At 37.4% G+C, this 17,780-nt stretch carries 16 protein-coding genes; 4 read left to right on the forward strand and 12 right to left on the reverse strand.

The window, feature by feature from the left end; all coding sequences use genetic code 11:
- Window positions 1-320 precede the first annotated feature (320 nt).
- Window positions 321-3,596 carry an Ig-like domain-containing protein gene (locus HXT29_RS02900; protein WP_422118238.1) on the forward strand — a complete coding sequence of 1,092 codons (3,276 nt, stop codon included), beginning with the start codon at window positions 321-323 and terminating at the stop codon, window positions 3,594-3,596.
- A 448-nt stretch (window positions 3,597-4,044) separates the two neighbouring features.
- Here HXT29_RS02900 and HXT29_RS02905 read toward each other — a convergent pair whose 3' ends face one another.
- Genes HXT29_RS02905 through HXT29_RS02915 form a run of 3 tightly spaced genes read right to left on the reverse strand, consistent with a single transcriptional unit; the run spans window position 4,045 to window position 6,879 of the window.
- Window positions 4,045-4,983 carry an ABC transporter permease gene (locus tag HXT29_RS02905; RefSeq protein ID WP_004574001.1) on the reverse strand — a complete coding sequence of 313 codons (939 nt, stop codon included), beginning with the start codon at window positions 4,981-4,983 and terminating at the stop codon, window positions 4,045-4,047.
- A complete protein-coding gene (locus tag HXT29_RS02910; protein ID WP_004574000.1) occupies window positions 4,980-5,759 on the reverse strand; it encodes a hypothetical protein in 780 nt (259 codons plus the stop codon). The genes HXT29_RS02905 and HXT29_RS02910 overlap by 4 nt, the downstream gene beginning before the upstream one ends.
- A 10-nt stretch (window positions 5,760-5,769) precedes the next feature.
- Entirely contained in the window at window positions 5,770-6,879 is a 1,110-nt protein-coding gene (locus tag HXT29_RS02915) for an ABC transporter ATP-binding protein (RefSeq protein ID WP_004573999.1), read from the reverse strand.
- A 431-nt stretch (window positions 6,880-7,310) separates the two neighbouring features.
- Here HXT29_RS02915 and HXT29_RS02920 point away from each other — a divergent pair, with 431 nt between their 5' ends.
- Both HXT29_RS02920 and HXT29_RS02925 read left to right on the forward strand, forming a co-directional pair.
- Window positions 7,311-7,589 (forward strand): type II toxin-antitoxin system RelB/DinJ family antitoxin, encoded by a 279-nt coding sequence (locus HXT29_RS02920; protein WP_004573998.1) that lies wholly within the window; start codon window positions 7,311-7,313, stop codon window positions 7,587-7,589.
- A gap of 389 nt (window positions 7,590-7,978) precedes the next feature.
- Complete coding sequence (locus HXT29_RS02925; RefSeq protein WP_217428672.1) at window positions 7,979-8,200, forward strand: IS3 family transposase; 222 nt, start codon at window positions 7,979-7,981, stop codon at window positions 8,198-8,200.
- 39 nt (window positions 8,201-8,239) lie between these two features.
- On the opposite strand, the gene HXT29_RS02930 is transcribed toward HXT29_RS02925, so the two are convergent.
- The 7 genes from HXT29_RS02930 to HXT29_RS02960 all read right to left on the reverse strand — a co-directional run bounded on the left by HXT29_RS02930 (window position 8,240) and on the right by HXT29_RS02960 (window position 15,718).
- Window positions 8,240-8,485, reverse strand: a complete 246-nt coding sequence (locus HXT29_RS02930; RefSeq protein WP_004573997.1) for a hypothetical protein — start codon at window positions 8,483-8,485, stop codon at window positions 8,240-8,242.
- A 535-nt stretch (window positions 8,486-9,020) separates the two neighbouring features.
- The gene (locus HXT29_RS02935) at window positions 9,021-9,980 is read right to left on the reverse strand and encodes a hypothetical protein (protein ID WP_032835260.1); all 960 of its coding nucleotides are present in this window, start codon (window positions 9,978-9,980) and stop codon (window positions 9,021-9,023) included.
- Between the two features lie 115 nt (window positions 9,981-10,095).
- On the reverse strand, window positions 10,096-10,602 hold the full coding sequence (locus HXT29_RS02940) for a GNAT family N-acetyltransferase (protein WP_004573993.1): 507 nt from the start codon (window positions 10,600-10,602) through the stop codon (window positions 10,096-10,098).
- Window positions 10,603-10,802: 200 nt separating this feature from the next.
- Window positions 10,803-11,447: a helix-turn-helix transcriptional regulator gene (locus tag HXT29_RS02945; RefSeq protein ID WP_004573989.1), complete on the reverse strand. Its 645-nt coding sequence runs from the start codon at window positions 11,445-11,447 to the stop codon at window positions 10,803-10,805.
- A 398-nt stretch (window positions 11,448-11,845) separates the two neighbouring features.
- The gene (locus HXT29_RS02950; RefSeq protein ID WP_422118239.1) at window positions 11,846-12,142 is read right to left on the reverse strand and encodes a type II toxin-antitoxin system RelB/DinJ family antitoxin; all 297 of its coding nucleotides are present in this window, start codon (window positions 12,140-12,142) and stop codon (window positions 11,846-11,848) included.
- A 149-nt stretch (window positions 12,143-12,291) separates the two neighbouring features.
- Window positions 12,292-15,183: an ATP-binding cassette domain-containing protein gene (locus HXT29_RS02955; protein ID WP_422118240.1), complete on the reverse strand. Its 2,892-nt coding sequence runs from the start codon at window positions 15,181-15,183 to the stop codon at window positions 12,292-12,294.
- Between the two features lie 100 nt (window positions 15,184-15,283).
- On the reverse strand, window positions 15,284-15,718 hold the full coding sequence (locus tag HXT29_RS02960) for a hypothetical protein (RefSeq protein ID WP_174164109.1): 435 nt from the start codon (window positions 15,716-15,718) through the stop codon (window positions 15,284-15,286).
- Window positions 15,719-16,487: 769 nt separating this feature from the next.
- Between HXT29_RS02960 and HXT29_RS02965 the strand changes: the two genes are divergently transcribed.
- A complete protein-coding gene (locus HXT29_RS02965) occupies window positions 16,488-16,742 on the forward strand; it encodes a type II toxin-antitoxin system Phd/YefM family antitoxin (RefSeq protein WP_004104916.1) in 255 nt (84 codons plus the stop codon).
- 236 nt (window positions 16,743-16,978) lie between these two features.
- Here the strand turns inward: HXT29_RS02965 and HXT29_RS02970 are convergent, their stop codons facing one another.
- Window positions 16,979-17,125 (reverse strand): hypothetical protein, encoded by a 147-nt coding sequence (locus tag HXT29_RS02970; protein WP_162720527.1) that lies wholly within the window; start codon window positions 17,123-17,125, stop codon window positions 16,979-16,981.
- Window positions 17,112-17,597, reverse strand: coding sequence for an NUDIX hydrolase (locus HXT29_RS02975; RefSeq protein ID WP_422118241.1), 486 nt, complete (start codon window positions 17,595-17,597; stop codon window positions 17,112-17,114). Before HXT29_RS02975 ends, HXT29_RS02970 begins: the two co-directional genes overlap by 14 nt.
- Between the last annotated feature and the right edge of the window lie 183 nt (window positions 17,598-17,780).

Genomic DNA, 17,780 nt, shown 5'->3' on the forward strand with positions numbered 1-17,780 from the left:
CAATCACAAATCTGCAACACACCATAAGACTTATTACAGATTACGAAAATAATAAAAAATTTTCGAAAAATATATGTTGTTATAACATTTCGCAAAAAATTTTCTTTTAGAGCACCCCCCCCCCCCGTAGGAAATTTTACAGTTTAAACTAATTTAAAACTGAAAAATATCATGAAAAATAACAAAAAATGATAGAATTTTAAGTAGACCCATTTAAATAGAGAGTTTTATTACTAGCATTGGAGAGATTTGTCATAGAATTCGTTCTATTTATTTGTTTAAAAATTCATTAAAGATTAGGGAAAATTAAGGAGATTGTTATGACAACCGCTAAACCTTCAAAACATACATCATCAAAATCTTCTAGAAAGCATTCTGCTCACAAAATACATACGCTTCCGTTAGCAACAATGGCTGCTTTGTTGACAGCAGCAACCTGCTTAGGCAGCCAGCCTGCCATGGCTGTTACAGCAACCACAATTACTACACCAACGTACACTTCAACAGCTAAAAAGCTTACGAATAGCACAGGTTCTGTGTATCAAGATCGTGAATATGTTCCACTAGGCGACAAGAAACCTTGGTTGCAGTATCCAAATATTCTTGAATTCAGAAGATTACGCGGTAGAAACAGCAATGCAACAGAAATAAAATCAGACGAGGAAGGATCTGATTCTTCTTGGAAAACCGTTAATGATAAAACAGCTATGTATGCGCATGTGGAAACACGTGGCAACTCTGACTATCTTGTTTTCGATATTTTCTTCAACAACAATGCTAAGTCAATGATATCTAAATCTAGCAAGCAATGGTACTTATGGCAGGTACCATATGCAATTGCAGACTTGGATTCAAATGGACTATATAAATCTGATACGGTTATTAATCTTAGATACGATGCATACAGACCGAAAAAAGAAGGTCACATTCTGTCGCAAGATCCGGAAGCTTTTGAAAAAGATGATTCTCTGTCATTCTCTGTACCTAACATGAGACAAACTGATCAGCATTTTGGCAAAGATGGTTATGCTCTTTATCAGGTAGGTATAGGACTTAATCCTGGTAATAAACTTTATGACGATTTAGATCAAATCTTCCATGGAAACGCAAATGAAGCACTCATTAGTCGAATGGCTGGAGATCAAACAACGTATGCTTTTTACAATCCGCAGTATAACAAAAATTACGGTTTAGGTATAACAGTTGCTAAACCGTATGACGATGTTGCGTATCATATGCATGCAGAATTAAAGCTTCGTCCAGGAGCTATTAATAAAAACGCAGACAATTATAACGACAAGTATGCAAACATTCAAAACGCATGGACATGGGCAAACAGCGGTTCTTGGGGAGCAACCACAAGTTCTGCATACACAGTTATTTCTGGCAGAGACCCAAACAACGATGAAGACAAAGATGGTAAATTAAAGCGCAATAAAGCCGACAACAAAGCACCAAAAATTTATTACAATGGCACTGAAATAACTGACAACCAGACCATTGAACTCAAGGAAGGCGATAAACTAAGCTTCACTACCACCGATGACAAGGGTTATATTGAGAAGTTTAGCATTTCTGGTTTAACGGACACTCCTATAACCAAGCAAGGCGCTGGAAGCAAAAGTAATCCGCTTTCATCAGACAGCATCACTGTTACTAAAAAAATGAGTGGCAAGGAAGTAATTATTACTTCCGAGGATGGTTCTGGCAACGTCACAACGCGCAAGATTAAAGTCAAAGTTGCTAAAAAGACAAAACTTGCTAAAGAACATCCTCTTACCGGTAAAACCATTGATACTACCGTTGGTGGAACATTACCGCAATTGACAGAAATCGACAAACTTGTCGACATTACAGACGGAGGCAAGCTTAAAGAGAAGCCATCCTTAAAGTGGAACGGCACTGCTCCAAACACTAAGACAGTTGGCGTATTTACCTCTAGTATTAAGGGAACATACTCCGATAATTCCACGAGTATAACAAAAGTAACCATCAATGTTAAACCACAGAAGCCAGTTATCGACACTGATCTGACTAATCTTGCTGGAAAGAAAGGGCAGAAAGTAACAGTATCTGTTGGAAGCGGCATTCCTGAAGGCACTACTACAACAGTTAAACTGTTTGATAAAGATAAAAAGGAAATCGGCTCTACTACAACAATTAAGAATGGTAAAGCGGAGATTACTGTTGATGGTGAAATTCCTGCAGGCGACGTATATGCAACAACGACTGTAAAGAAGCCTGATAAAAAGACTCCTAAAGTAACAATTCAAGGATTTGAACTAACTTCAGAAAAAAGTGAGAAAAAACAAGCTACTGCGCCTAAGGATACTCAAAACCCAACAATTACTGCTACTGCCGATTCATTGTCTGTAGCAGTTGGGCAAGATCTGAAGATTCACATTGTTGCTAAAGATGATGTGAAGGTTGAAGAAGTACCTAATGCACAAGCTTTGATGCAAGGTTTAGGTCTTGAACTTAACGAACTCTCATCTCGAATAAAATCAAGTCAAACAACTAATACTGATAAAGAAAAGGATTTTGATCTTACAGTTAAGAATATGCAGCCGAAGGAAGTTGGCACACATACTATAACCTTCACGGTAAAAGACTCGGCAGGAAAAACCGGCACCGCAAAGCTAACCATAACCGTGAAACCAACTGTCAGCAATCCGAAAGCTGAAAACAAGACTGGTAACAACAAGACAACCGTGAGTGGTAAAACCACTCCAGGCGCAACAGTCACTATCAGCAAGAACGGTAAAGAAGTTGGTAAGGTAACCGCTGGAAACGACGGAAACTTCACTGTCGATATTGATAAGCAAGACCCGAACACCACCCTCACACTCACTCCAAGCAAGGATGGCGTAACCGGAGACCCAGTCAACACGACCGTAACCGGTGAAACACCAGCAGCAAAACCAACTGCTCCAACCGTCACGCCTCAAAATGATGGTTCCGTTGACGTAACACCAGCAGCCGGTACTGATACTCTGGAAATCACTTATACGCCAGAAGGTGAAACCAACCCGAAGACCATCACTGTCAAGAAAGGCAATGACGGCAAGTGGAAGGGTGAAAACACTCCAGAAGGCGTAACCGTTGACGAAAACACTGGTAAAGTCACTATCCCAGCAAACAAAGTCAAAGACGGCAGTGAGGTAACCGCTAAAGATAAGAAGGGTAACACCGCTTCCGATAGCGCCACTGGTAAAGCCGGAAACAACGGCGGAAATTCTGGTTCTGGAACAGGTTCTGATTCCGGTTCTGATTCCGGTTCTGATTCTGGTTCCGGTTCTGGTTCTGAGACTGGAAACAGCAATGGTTCTGAATCTGATTCGGGTAACGATTCCACGTCTAACAACGCTGGTAACGCTGAAACCGGTAATGCTGGCAACGGCAAAGCTGGTAATGCATCCACTGGTGCTTCAGGTTCCAACGTATCTACTAAGTCTGGCAACAAGGTTCCTGCAAAGCATTCGTCCCAATTAGTAAAGACTGGTGCTGAAGTGGAACGAGTAGGATTGATCAGCGCAATGATTGGTGTACTGGGAGCTGCAGCAGCATTCTTCTCTCGCAAGAAGAATCGCGAGTAAAAAAGTTCACCTACAAAATTAAACAAAAGTAAACTAATAATTGAAAATAATTAAGAAAAAGGAGCTGAGCCACAAACCCAGCTCCTTTTTCTATATCGCTGCTCACTTACACATATAAACTCTTGTATTGTGATTCAAAACATATCTTATTTAAGAAGAACCATCTTTGAATATATTCAAATAAGCGATAATAAAATCAATAAAAAACAATTTTTGACAGAATTGCAATATAAAAATTGTTCTTAAACAACATTTCCGCACATAAACAGATGGGTGCAAAGTGTGTGCACTTTTTAACGATAGGAAAAGCTATCGTTAAAAGGTTTAAGATTGGCTTAATAGTTTGCTGAACAATCTTACGCAATAATCAATATGCTTTTAGTATCACCCACCCCCTATACCCGCTAATAAAATCCTTATTTAATTAACTAAATCCCATATTTATTACTTAAAACCCTATATTTGTTAAAGTACCTTTATGCTGTTGAACCGCAACACCAACATTCCATATAATCACACCAACAATTGCCCATAACATGCCAACAACAAGAATCACAAGTAGCGATACGCCAACATTTACAGAACCATCAACTATACTACGAGATGCTTGAGTAACATGAGTTACTGGAATCACGTATAACACGTATTGCATCATCTTAGGAAATACGCTAATTGGAGCAATCACACCACAAACAATAGGAAGTATTGCACTAAGCGCGTTAGAAATAGTATAAACATCATTCATCATCATGCTTATAGCAGCTATAGCGATACCAAATCCCGTAGAAGCAACAGGAACAATAAGGAACAACAGCATCAACACACTCATATTAATCACAAAGAAAGCACTTGGGCTTACTACAAGCATTGTTATAAACAAAGTCACAGCATCACTCACTAAAGAAATAGTCACGAGCGCAATAATACGACCGAACCATAATGGTAATGCAACTTTCGCGCTTGTAAGCACGAATGGTGTTGTGCCTTCAAAACGATCCCATGCTAGTGCTTCTGACACAGTCATACTTGTGGAAATAGAACACGCACCCATCACAGCAGCAAGAGTTGAAGCAATCAAACTATGATTAAAACCAGCGCTAGTCGCTACACTAGCTGCTCCATTGAATCCTCCGCTTACAGCTCCAGCTAGAAAAACGTATAAGAACGTGGATAAAAGAGGCTCAATAATCATACGAATAACAGCAGTATTCCAACTATTTAAGCTAGGTATACTCTGTATACTCACTCTTGCACCAGTTCGTATACTAGATAACACGCTCACGTGACCATACTGTGAATATTGATTATATTGATGCAATCTAGCGCACTTACTATTTTGAATAATTTTATTTCGCATAGTTTCAACCTGATTATTATTTCGTATCATATTATGTTCAAACTTCCATTAAGCGTTGCAAGTCGAATAGCATGACGTAACATAAAACCTGCAATAACAAGCAAAACGCTAGATAATACAACACATAACACAATCGCTAACACAGTAGTAGCATTAAACGATTGCGCATGAGCCACCCACACTGCAGACGTAAGCGGATGAATAAACGCAATAACGCGAACTGGCAATGACATTGATTCTACAGGGATTACTATTCCGCAAAGCATCCATACAGGAATTAAAATCAAACCTTCATAAACTGTAGCTTTACGGCATAATACAAAAATTCCAGATAATAATGCAGCAGAAGCTACGCAAGCAAGCATAGAAAGTAAGTATCCAACTAACTGCGTGAATGTTATCATAAAGAACCCATGGCAGAAAACAGCAACGGTAATAATCGCAAGCGGCATACCAATGCACCCAAGTAAAGCTGCGGATCCTACAATAGGAAGAAACACTGCAGCAGGTGAGATGACACTTAAAGTTAAATATTGTAATGTTCCTAAATAACGCTGGTATCCAATAATTCCAACAGCAGTAGTTGTAGCAGACCATAATCCAGCTATAGAAGAATCAACCCAAATATTATTAAGGCAGTTGGTACAATCATGAGAAAAACCATAGTAGGCAACAATTTTCATCAACGCAAAACATACTGGAGCAAGTATCGCATTTTGCAAGAAAAACGTTGTTTTCGCTAAACTTTTAAGCTGAAACCACATGCCACGAATCACAGAAGCGTATGAATGAGTAGAAGTATTCATATTAAGCCTCCTACTTACTTAATGGGAGCAAGGACGGCGAGGAAGACAGCGTAGCAGCAGAAGTAGAAGTAGAAGTATTTGATGCAGAAATATTATCATTTTGCACAATAGCAAAATACGTTTCTTCCAAACTTGCAACGCGATCACCTAAACGCGTAATCCCATCAACAGGAATTTTAATATTTCGTTCTTGAGATACTGTTTTGCTCCACGCGATAGTAATATTTAACACTCCGTGTGATTCAAAAACATCACACCACAACACTCCGTCAAGTTTTTGCAATTCTTCCTTAACACTAGGAGTTCCGCTTGATAGTTCACCGTCATACGCGTACATTGTTACATGATCAATATGCTGCAAAGAAGCCAACTGCTGCACACTTCCCTGAGCGATAATATTACCGTGATTTATTACAGCAATAGTATCAGCTAATTTTTCAGCCTCACTCATCTCATGCGTAGTTAGCAAAATCGCTATTCCTTGATCTCGTAAAGCATGAATAATTTCACGTACTTTCCTAGCATTTTCAGGATCCAAACCAGTGGTAGGCTCATCTAAAAGCATAAGATCCGTTCTAGCAACCAGCGATCGAGCAATATGCAATCGCTGCCACATTCCCCTTGAAAAAGTTTGAACAGCATCATGAGCTTTATCAAGTAAATCAACTTGCTCAAGAGCATCATGAATACGCTTACCTTGCTCCCTATATGGAACAGCGGAAAGATCCGCAAAATAACGAAGATTATCTAATGCACTTAGCCTTTGATAAAATCCTCGCTCACCTCCAAGAAGTAACGACACGTGCTTACGTGCTTCTCGAGGATTACTCACAGCATCAATACTAGCAATACGAACACTACCACTATCAGGAGCTAACAACGTACCAACAATTTTCACAGTAGTTGTTTTACCTGCACCATTCGGACCAAGCAAGCAAAATATTTCACCAGAATGAATATCAAAAGATACGTTATGTAAAACTTGGCGAGTTGTTTTCTTATGACCGAATCCACGAGAATAAGATCTTGTTACATTATCAATACACAATATTAAGTTGCTAGTTGACTGCTTATTATTGTTATCGCGACTATCAGTTGCGTTTTCTATATTATTATTCATTATTATTGCTTCGTTCTTACTTGTTATTAAAGCTTAATTCTTACTATTATTGAATAAATTTCAACAATGAAAATCAGTTAGATAAAAAGATAACGCTTGCTTACAAGAAACGATAAGAACGCGCAAAAACATGCAAAAAACGTGTAAAAACCAACGCGCACGTGCAAACATAATGACAAACATCATGTGCAATGCGTGTTTAATACTGCTAAAGAATATGTATCTTAAGCTGTTTTATGTGCTTTTATATGCCTTTCAAACCGTTCTTAAGACTAGCGATCATTTGGGCAGTCATAGCGCAACACCTCATAAACTTAAATGTGCTTTACGTGGAAAATTATATGAGCATTACGTCAAAAACTCAAATATAAGCAACCACAAAACATTTGTTTAACATTTGCAATACATTATAAGTAGTTGGAAGTAATAATATGTCTAAAACTGCAAACATCAACATACGTATTGAACCAAGTGTAAAACAAAGTGCTGAAGACTTATTTGACAGCTTCGGAATTTCCGTCACTGATGCTATCAATATTTTCTTACGAACTTCCATAATGGAAGGCGGTTTCCCATTCATAATTAAGCAGTCACAATATAACACTGAATCACTGGCTGCTATGGAAGAAGCTAGAAGAATTTCCAGAGACCCTAACGTACCATCGTATTCCTCTATGGAAGACCTTAAGAAAGCGTTGTTGCAAGACTGATGTACAACGTTAAGTTCACGAATGCCACATCAAGCCAGACTGGTTACTTGTTTATTTACTAGAGGATGATATTCTCACACTCACATTCGCACTTTTAGTAACTGCCATATCAACCAACCTCCATACACACACCATAAAATACTGTATCGCATATTGCAACACAATTGCACGAATGGGATTTTTCGACTGTCATACACGATTTTTATGTTCGCATTACTACATCAGATAATACGATCAAGCACCGTGATGGTAGGAAGCCCCGCTTATTTTCTCGTTTGAGTTTGAACATAAAAATAGCAGATAAAGGGAAGGAAATGAATTTACACCAAAGTGAGGGCTTAATCGCTAACAGCATGCTCGCAATATAAAAATTGCAAATAACGTTCTCATTGCATAACTTTTTCGCAATTTGTTATCTAAGTCGCAGTAGCTGGGATAGTACAGAAGAATTACGTCAAGCTATTCATACTTATATTGATTTTTACAACAATCACAGAATTAAAATGGGGCTTAAAAGACAATTATGGAACATCGTGCTATGGTTGCACAAAATGTCTAAAAATTGTCCTAAGCCCCTTTTGTTTTCAATGTCAAGTAATGCTGAATGTTAAGCTTTTTTAGCTTAATAACAGCGAGTTTTCCGTGGTATTTCAACGATAACTCGGGTTTTTAGACACACTTTTTTGCCGCTTATCCTCAAAAATGGTTCCTTCATTAGGCAACGACATCGTTGTCATCAAAGCAAGCATGAACATAAGCGGACCGAGCGCATTCCCATACGTTTTGAACATCACACCAAAATCATGGCCGAATACCACCATCGACAAGTAAAGGAACATAAAATTCACAGCTGTAAACAGAACCAACTTCAGCACGAACATAAGAACCTTGTACATAAGAATATTCTCCTCACTTACTCCACGGAGTCGCACACCAAATAGGTTTAATACTCATTCTATCCAATAATTTTTTGCCATACAATTGTTGTTGTTATTTTTGATAACACATAAAATGTATAAGGTGTTCTAAGTTTTACTTGTAACAAATAGAAATAGGGTTATTCCCCCAAATACTAAATTATGCAAATAGACTACAATTAGAATACTCTAATGAAACTAACCTAATCTACTGTTGTAATTAAATGATGAACTCTTGCAATAATCCCATTGGTAGTGTATGTAGCAACAAGATGGTTAAGAATGGTAAAACCAGTGCAAATAAAACACGATGGAGATATGCGAAACATGCGGCTCTTTTTTAATACAACATTGCCAAGATATAACACGTAAAAAACTGTTACATTTGTTTATAAAATGGCTGTTAAGTTTTTTAAACAAAAACTATAAATACTAATAGCAAGGAAAAAGGAAAGATATAACGGGTTACGTAGAACCTTTTGCTTAAAAGAGAAGAAAACAGTCTTATAAAATCTTATGCGGCCACTGCGGTTCTTCTCCGTGGGTGCCACTTGATAACGAGAACAATATTGGTAAGCACAATGCCAACAACTACGCTCACCCATGCCAAACTCGGTGTAAGAAGCCAAGCGAGAACACCAAAGATCAGCAGTCGAAGCAGTACAACAATAACTAAGAAAGGCCAACTTTTTGTTAGGCATTTCTGTTGATCAGCCTTCAATGCGCCCATCAGAACCATAATCGCAGCCGCCGCGCAAGAAAATAGCATATTGCCAAAGAATATGACGAGTAGCGTGCTCCAGCCAGCGATAGTACAAAGCATCCACCATTGCAGCATCAATGCAAGCAAAAATGTAACAACAGCATATACTGCTTCCATCAGCATATTCGCAACGATTAACGATGAGAATGTTAGAGACGTACCTCTAGGAGTGTCTGTTTTACCTGCGCTCGCATGCTGTAATGCAATCTTGTTTCTCACCTCGGCGCGCTTTACGCGTTCTTCTTCAAGCATTTGAACGCCAAGCTCAACCGATTTCTTTGAAGCTTCCTGTAATTGCGCATCCGTCATACCTGGCTGCCAAGGCTTTTCAAAAACAAACAGCAACACACTAGTAATCGCTGCACCAATAATAATGCTTAGCAACGTGATATTGGAAACAAGCAATAAAGCAATACCAGAAGTCACCAGCAGCCTGAGCACAAAATCGATGATTCCTATGAGTAAATCACCAGATCCGTCATCTGGTCTGCGATGCCTATCCCACTGCAGATACGCTGCACTTAGCAGCGAAAACACCACAACACTCAACGCGAGTATGACCACAGTTTCCCAACCTAGTACGCGGTGCCCTACGAACTGCTGTACAAGCAGCGCAATAATAAGCGTGCAAACGCTAGCAACAGTTTCTGTAATCACATGACCCCAAAAAGCATGCTTGAAAAGCACTGGCCTTACATTCGTCTCACTCATCATCTTTCTCCAGAAAATGCAATCACGGAATATAGTGCTTTGATTATACAAAATGTCTAAAAATTGTCCTAAGCCACGATTGAGTGGTCAGTATAGATAAAATTTAATCTTTTTCCTATATATTAATCCAATACCTTCTTGTCGTAACATTTCCTCTTGATAAGCTATTTTTCACTTTGTTCTCCAAAATTCCACCATTATTTTCTATAACTTTTATCGATCCAATATTGTCATCATCACATGTAATCAAAACTTTATGTAGATTCAGAGTCTCTTTACAATATGTAAGTGCCATAGAAAGCATTTTTGTTCCATAACCCTTCATACATTCAGATTGCCTAATTTCGTACCCTATGTGACCACCATAGTTAATTAAAAAAGAATTTAATTCATGCCTAATATTAATTTCACCAATAAATTTTTCATTATCTATCAGCCAAAATGTAGTAGCTCTAACATAATTTTCAGGCAGATTTATACCATGTTCATAGTTATAAGAACTCTCTATAATTGTGTCATAATTTCTAAAACGTCTTTCTGCATTCGGCCTAAAAATTTCATCTTCTTCATTTGCTTCTATATAACCTTGAATATATTTACTATCTGGTCTAATTAATTTCATAAGTTCTCCTTATTCTTAATATGCAATTCTAATAAGAATACGATTCTATTAAAATTAGAATCCATACCAGGCTGTTTAGCCTTAATAGTATTACTATTTAAAAAAACCACACATACAAACCTTATTAAAGAAAAATTTTTTTATTTTTCCAATAAGTGCAGGCTTTTCGAATCCATAAAATTTTTCTTTCCACCTATTTACTACTTATTACGAAGAAAACCAACTTTCATAAATTCCTTATCTCCAATACGGAACTTTTTACTATTAAACGCCACTCCCATAATTCTGCTAATAATATACTCATCAGTTATAAGCACGAAATACTGCTTATCTTTTTTATCCACCAAATAATACTGATCAGCCCCAAGAGTGGAGACAGCTTTACTGAAATCATATATGCCAAACAATGGCAATCCTCCAAGGAGAGTAGAAAACCATCCAACAAAATTATCCACTATCTTCTCAGATGAACTGTTATAAGTTTTAACAACAGTTAGCATATTGATTTCTGAGTCAGGATATTCATCTAAGACAATCTGCTCTTTAATTTTCGACTTCTTAAAACTGCTCACCCTACCGTCGAAACAATATTTATTGAGATTAATAGGCTTCTTAGTAATAGAAAAATCAACGCTATTGTTCTCATCCAAAAGATAATCAACGCTCACGCTTAGAGCAGATGCAATAAATTTCAGATTCTCGATATCCGGCAAACCCCGATTCGTTTCCCATTTTGCTACAGCAGCACGAGATACCATCAATAATTCCGAAAGCTCCTCCTGCGTCAACCCAGCTTCTAGACGAGCCTTTCTAATTTTTTCTCCCAAAGATATAACGCTACTCATAACACAACTCCTTTCAAATCACTTATTACACATCATGAAATTACTTGACGGAAACCAAATTAGTATTGAAACATTTGATTTAGATACCGCCTAATTACAAACTAACAAATAATTTACAACGGAAAAAGAAACAAGATGAAACACTATAGTTACCAACTGTAACAGCATAAGAAATCAAATAATGTAGGGAACTTTTTTACGACCATTGCGACGGTTTGTTCCCCAAAACACAAGCAACTAAATCAATAGGCACTCGAGTAAGAAACAGCCAAAACACGCTCAAAAAAAACCGCTCCAAGCCAGCCTAAAGCCGTCGCATACTAAACTTTTTAACGATAGAAAAAGCTATCGTTAAAAAGTTTAATTTTCTAAAACCAAGCTTACCTCACGGTTTCCTATCATCGTTCAAGCTCCTCAAAAACATCATCTATCGGATAACTATCACCTTGAACCGCCTGATTATAGCCTTTAGCTATCAAAGCATTAAACGTTTTCTCATCCATATCATCTTGTGCCGGAAGAGGCGTTGGAATAGTAAGCGGAAACGGAATTCCCTTATTAAGAATGATTTGACGGTAAAACATGTCAATAGCCGTAGCCCTAGAAATTCCAATCGTTTCCAAAATCTGCTCAGCCTGCTGCTTAATATTTTCTTGTATTCTCACATTCACATTCGCACTTTTAGTAACTGCCATATCAACCAACCTCCATACACAAATCATAAATACTGTATCGCATATCGCGACACATTCCACTTGTTGCTTCACAAACGTATACAGTATGCAATTACAATATGAATTCAAGCCCAACAATCCACCATCAGTAACGTCTCAACGAACGCAACTCACAGTACTTTTGGATTCTTATAATATTCATCAAAATTAATTACCTTATCGAATACATCACAATTAGTTTGCGCGTGCAACACAACTACAAGCTTGTTATTCCTCGTTTTAGCACATCTAATAGCTCGCACAATTATTTCACGTTCACTACAGCCATCAGCATCAGTTACACTTTTGAACGTCTCATCCAACATAATAACAGTTCGCTGTTGAGCACCAATACACTTTGTGAGCGACGTGAAATCTGGAGCAACAATAGCACCGTCATCATCAAATAAGTAATCTTCAATCAGCAGACAATTCTGAGTATTGTTATAATCAAACCAATCTCGCAACAATACTGATTTACCAGCACCACTAGCGCCAATAATAGCAACTGAAGAAATATCACTATCAGCAATGGTCTTACTAAGATTCTGGTATGCTAATTCATTCCTCTTATACGCTTGCTGCTTACGCTCATAATTTTCCAAGCTGAAAACTCGTTGAGCAGTCTGGGTCAAAACTCCTGAATCTTGCAAAGTTTCAATCACATTTTCCAAGCTTGACGACAGCATTACCACAAAATACAACACAGCACTAGCAGAAGCAAAATTCATTGATGATACTGTAAGCATATAAAGTATTGAAAATTCCAATATTAAAGAGAGACTTTGCATCATGCAATTTCTCACTGTGTAAATATTGATAAAACGACGCATACGCTGCCAATACTTATTTTCTAACGAAGCATAATGATACTTGCGCGAACTATCAAAAATAGCACCTTGCGGTAAACTTCGCGTTGATAATAACGACGATAATGCTCCTAAGAACTTATCGCGATATTGTGCTTGTTTATCCGCAGCCGTATTAAGTAATCGAGAACCGGCATACCATATTAGACAAGATAACGGCACCATAATAATCATTATGTATACGTACTGCAGTACTGCAGCAATTGTCATAGCAAGAACTATTACTGTTTGAACAATAATAAAAATAACGTGTGCAATAGCACTCGGAATACTCATCTGTAAGTCAGAAAAATCATCCCCAAGTCTACCTAAAACATCACCTTTATTATCAATATTTGAATACTTATGCAAACGCATAATCAAACGATTATGCAGTTTTGTAAGCCGCACAATTGGCACAGCATATACAGGAAAATTAAGAGCAATAATACCAACGACAATAAGCAAGCTTGCAAACAATGCAGAAGACTGAAGCATATTTAAGTTGGTGTTCGTAGCAATATTCTCTACAAACATTAACTCAGCAAGAACTATGAGTACTGTTGCTATCGGCAAACAAATAATACTAGCAGAGAACAATTCGCGCACAGTTCTAATGAACTTACCACGTGATTCTGCACCTGTAGGAATTTTCGATTCCACACAATCCGCTTGCATAGTTTTATCACTACCAGTATTCTGCAAATGATTTTCTTCAACCACACTATGCGTGACTTGCTTAGAGTTGTTACCATAAAACACACAAGGAATATACTCTGGATTACGTGCAAATAAAACAATATGATGAACTTGAGAACTTAGCATAGCTTGTGAAACTGTTTCTCGAAGCTCTGGATTTAACACAGAAAACACGTCATCAAGCACCAAATATTCCACGTCTTGAGCAAACGCCATAGCCAACACCACGCGTTGACGCTCACCAACAGATAACGTTTCAGGATTATGCAAAAACCTATCCGCAACCTCACGCGACACATTAAATAAACGCAAGAAGTTTTCGTACTTCTGACGAGTATCATCGCTCGCAATATCAAACCAAGCTTCAATAAGCCCCTGCGACATAATAGGATTACAAGGCACCAATATTTTACTACTGCTAACAATAGACTCATACGCATTCAACGCCGAGCCAGCTTCTTTAGACAAAAGAGCGAACTTATTATCAAACACAACAGAATCAGAAATATTAGTAGCATCCGCGAGAGTATTATTCATAGCATTTTGCTCTAATTGCACTAAATCCTTGTCCATTGGAAGAGCAAGCCGAATCACGCGATAATTCACAATATTATTCTGCATGGCGCCATACAAATATTTAATCGCAAAAAGAATTCCAACATTAAACAACGCATTTGGAAAAATAGTTACATGAACAAGAACAACACCAGCAAGCAGTAATGTCAACCCACCTTGCTCAACAATATTACTCAATAATTGAGGAAATATACGCTTATAAAGCACTCTTTCTTCTGCTTTACGTGCATCTTCAATCGCAGTAATACCAACATTATAACGATACACTCTTGAAGCGTGAGGAAGTTTATCAATAATTTTACTGAGAAGATTACGACGTTTACCTTCTAAATCCACATATTTCTTCCACAATACGCCAATCCAACGTATAAGAAACAAATTACCAACACATAAGAGAACTAATAGTAAAACCGCTACAATACTATTCTCGTGATATTGAACAACACAGATAGCAAAAAGAATAATAAACTGCAATATTGATAACACGAAATCAACACCATAAGCTATCTGACTTATCTGATTTGGATATGTTAATGCCGAAGACTGCAATGTTTCATCATCATTATTCTGAACAGATAAACGTACAAAACGATGGAAAGTAAGCTGACGAAACAAAGCGATAAGAAGCATCTCACAACGATCTTTAGCAATAAAACCCAATGCTTGTAAGGAGAAAGATAATGCCAACTTAAACGCAACAAACCCTTCAAGCAGCGTCGAAGCAGAATGCAATGATCCCATTGTATAAATAAGCAACAACATTCCAGCAAGCTGTATCAAACCAGTAATAAAAACTGATAACACCTGCGGCATAAGAACTATAAAATATACTAAAGTACCTTTTGCACGTTGATGATTCGCAACGAACGAATCATAACGAGACACAACCCTATTTAACATATACCTCCAACATACATATTCATTCCAAACCCTCTAATCTACAAGTTTCATTAACTAATTCATCATCAGGGAAACGCTTCAAATCAAGTGCAAAATATTACTATTTCTTCTTATAACCTACGGCAACATTACCTGTTTTATTAATCCCTGGTACTTTAAGAACATTAGAACTTGACTTGTCTTTTAAATCAAATTTTCCAACCAAAAATAAAGCTTTAAGTCCTGGACCAGGTAAATTGAACGATGAGTCAAATAATTTGATGGGCTTATCTCCAAGAGTGACTTTAGACAAATCATAATGAGAATCAAGAATATCCCGCGACACAAAGAGATACAACTCATCTTTGTTCACATAGTTTTCTGGTATACGAAACTCTTCTTGAGATACCGCTACCGTTTCCCAATGATACGACGCAAGCTCCGCCTTCTCCTCATCATCAGCACATCCAGCAAGAGAAAAGAGAGAACCTAGCAGCAGAAGCATAACAAGACAACTTTGAAAAATGTTTTTACAAAAAATAGTTTTACTTCTCATAACACTACTAGCCTCCTTTTCGTTAACACGACTCTGTATCAAATGATCATAAAACAGACTATTAAGTAAACAAGATCTACCATTCACTCTGATTACTGTAATAATCTTAATAAATATATTACTTTTTCGTACTAATTTGTCTAGATTATCAACGCTAATCTCTTCATTTACTAGCAAACTATACTCTTCATAAACAGCAAGGTTCACGAAACAGAAGAACCAGAAGAATCAATATCATCATGCACGTTTAATGCTTCCAACAATATTCCCTCATAAACGAAGCAATCACCTGCAAATCTTCATCTTCATAATACTCAACAAACAACTTCTTAAACTCAGAAACCTTATTTTTTGGAATAACTAGCAAGCCTTTACTGTGAGAAATCAAATAATGTAGGGAACTTTTTTACAATTTTTATACCATTTTGTTCCCCAAAACATAAGCAACTAAATCGCACAACTACTCGACAGCAAAATCACGCTCAAAAACCACAAGAACCCAGCTTAAAGCCGCTTCGCATTAAACCTTTTAACGATAGCCCTCGCTAAGCTTTGCTACACAAAGCCTAAAACGCAGCAACTAGACTGTACGCAAATAGGTATCATCAAAACGATATCTTGATTCAGTGCGATTTGTAAAGGAGTGCTACTGATTCTGTATGGATTGAGAGAACTCCGAATAAGCTACACTTTTTAAGTGCCAAGCCACTAATATAATTGTAATCTTGATAATATTATGATACTTTTTTGATAAAAGGAGGTTGATAAAATGATTAATATTCGCCCAGTTTCCGATTTAAGAAATAAATTCCCAGAAGTAGAAGAAACAGTTATAAATTCAAACACACCAGTATTCCTTACAAAAAATGGTTATGGAACTATGGTTCTCATGAGCATCAAACAATACTCTGCCCTCACTAACGACATTGAAAGAAAACTCGATGAAGCAGATACTTTTGCCGCAAACACTTCTACGCGTCTTTCTAAAGCTGACGTCTTTGATAGCGTAAGGAGAAGAGATTAATCACAACACGAGAACACCCCTACTACAGGATTAACGTACGCAACTTTTCTGTTTTTTACGTTGTCATCGACGACACTATGGAAGTGCGCAGACTTCTATACTCAAAACGAAATATTGACGCACTACTGGAATAACTATTCCTAATAACTATCATTATTATGTTAACGATTATTAAAAAAGCTATCGTTAAAGGTTTAAGATTTGCTTAATAGCTTGATTCTTGAGTGAAAATATTACTACTTTTCCTTATAGCCTACAGCAACATTACCTGCTTTATCAATACCTTGTACTTTAAGAACATCAGAGACTGGCTTGTCTTTTAAATCAAATTTTCCATGTAACGATCTCTTACCATAATAGCGGGATTCATTAATATCTTTCATCTGAAATTATATGCTCTATTCCACTGTGCTCCGATTTAAGATATTCTTTCATAAATGTCGGGTAAGCCTTGCACTTATCAAGCTCATCTATAGGTAACCAATGCATCGTCTCTTTAGCACCTGACTCTGTAGTGCTTTGGCTCGTAAAATCTCTTTTGCCCATGGGCTTCATCATGTAGTAGAATGTCAGCTCATGGAAGTCTACTCCTTTTAAGCCAGAGCTGCCGATGAAGAAGTTCTCGTGTATGACAGCAAGATGATCGACTTCATAATTAAGACCTGTCTCTTCAAATACTTCTCTCTTAACGGCTTCTTCTGATGTCTCGCCCATGTGAACCGCTCCGCCAACTGAGTAGAAATAGTCGTCCTCATCATTTCTTGCAAATAGCACACAACCTTCTTCGACTATGATGGCTGCCGATCTATATCTAAATGCTTTTTTATCGTTAATAAATCCGCAATTATGTTCCATAGTTTACTCCTTCATTTTTTATCTAATGACTGTGACTTATGGTTCAAATGCAAACAAGTTCCCAATCTGAATTGAAAACCCAAGTGATTGATACATTTGTATATCACATTGTGCACAAGCAACAGTCATTGAACTTATTGCACTCGACCCTAGAGCGTTGACATGTTCCCTCAAACAACCAAA

The organism is Gardnerella sp. DNF00550, assembly GCF_049262685.1.
GTDB classification, from domain to species: domain Bacteria; phylum Actinomycetota; class Actinomycetes; order Actinomycetales; family Bifidobacteriaceae; genus Bifidobacterium; species Bifidobacterium leopoldii.

Excerpts from the sequence above, each read along its gene's own strand:
- HXT29_RS02970 (WP_162720527.1), bottom strand. The coding sequence starts at position 17,125 with ATGAAAGATATTAATGAATCCCGCTATTATGGTAAGAGATCGTTACAT.
- HXT29_RS02915 (WP_004573999.1), bottom strand. The coding sequence starts at position 6,879 with ATGAATAATAATATAGAAAACGCAACTGATAGTCGCGATAACAATAAT.
- HXT29_RS02930 (WP_004573997.1), bottom strand. The coding sequence starts at position 8,485 with ATGTACAAGGTTCTTATGTTCGTGCTGAAGTTGGTTCTGTTTACAGCT.
- HXT29_RS02955 (WP_422118240.1), bottom strand. The coding sequence starts at position 15,183 with ATGTTAAATAGGGTTGTGTCTCGTTATGATTCGTTCGTTGCGAATCAT.
- HXT29_RS02935 (WP_032835260.1), bottom strand. The coding sequence starts at position 9,980 with ATGAGTGAGACGAATGTAAGGCCAGTGCTTTTCAAGCATGCTTTTTGG.
- HXT29_RS02960 (WP_174164109.1), bottom strand. The coding sequence starts at position 15,718 with ATGAGAAGTAAAACTATTTTTTGTAAAAACATTTTTCAAAGTTGTCTT.
- HXT29_RS02900 (WP_422118238.1), top strand. The coding sequence starts at position 321 with ATGACAACCGCTAAACCTTCAAAACATACATCATCAAAATCTTCTAGA.
- HXT29_RS02965 (WP_004104916.1), top strand. The coding sequence starts at position 16,488 with ATGATTAATATTCGCCCAGTTTCCGATTTAAGAAATAAATTCCCAGAA.
- HXT29_RS02975 (WP_422118241.1), bottom strand. The coding sequence starts at position 17,597 with ATGGAACATAATTGCGGATTTATTAACGATAAAAAAGCATTTAGATAT.
- HXT29_RS02905 (WP_004574001.1), bottom strand. The coding sequence starts at position 4,983 with ATGATACGAAATAATAATCAGGTTGAAACTATGCGAAATAAAATTATT.
- HXT29_RS02910 (WP_004574000.1), bottom strand. The coding sequence starts at position 5,759 with ATGAATACTTCTACTCATTCATACGCTTCTGTGATTCGTGGCATGTGG.
- HXT29_RS02950 (WP_422118239.1), bottom strand. The coding sequence starts at position 12,142 with ATGGCAGTTACTAAAAGTGCGAATGTGAATGTGAGAATACAAGAAAAT.
- HXT29_RS02945 (WP_004573989.1), bottom strand. The coding sequence starts at position 11,447 with ATGAGTAGCGTTATATCTTTGGGAGAAAAAATTAGAAAGGCTCGTCTA.
- HXT29_RS02920 (WP_004573998.1), top strand. The coding sequence starts at position 7,311 with ATGTCTAAAACTGCAAACATCAACATACGTATTGAACCAAGTGTAAAA.
- HXT29_RS02940 (WP_004573993.1), bottom strand. The coding sequence starts at position 10,602 with ATGAAATTAATTAGACCAGATAGTAAATATATTCAAGGTTATATAGAA.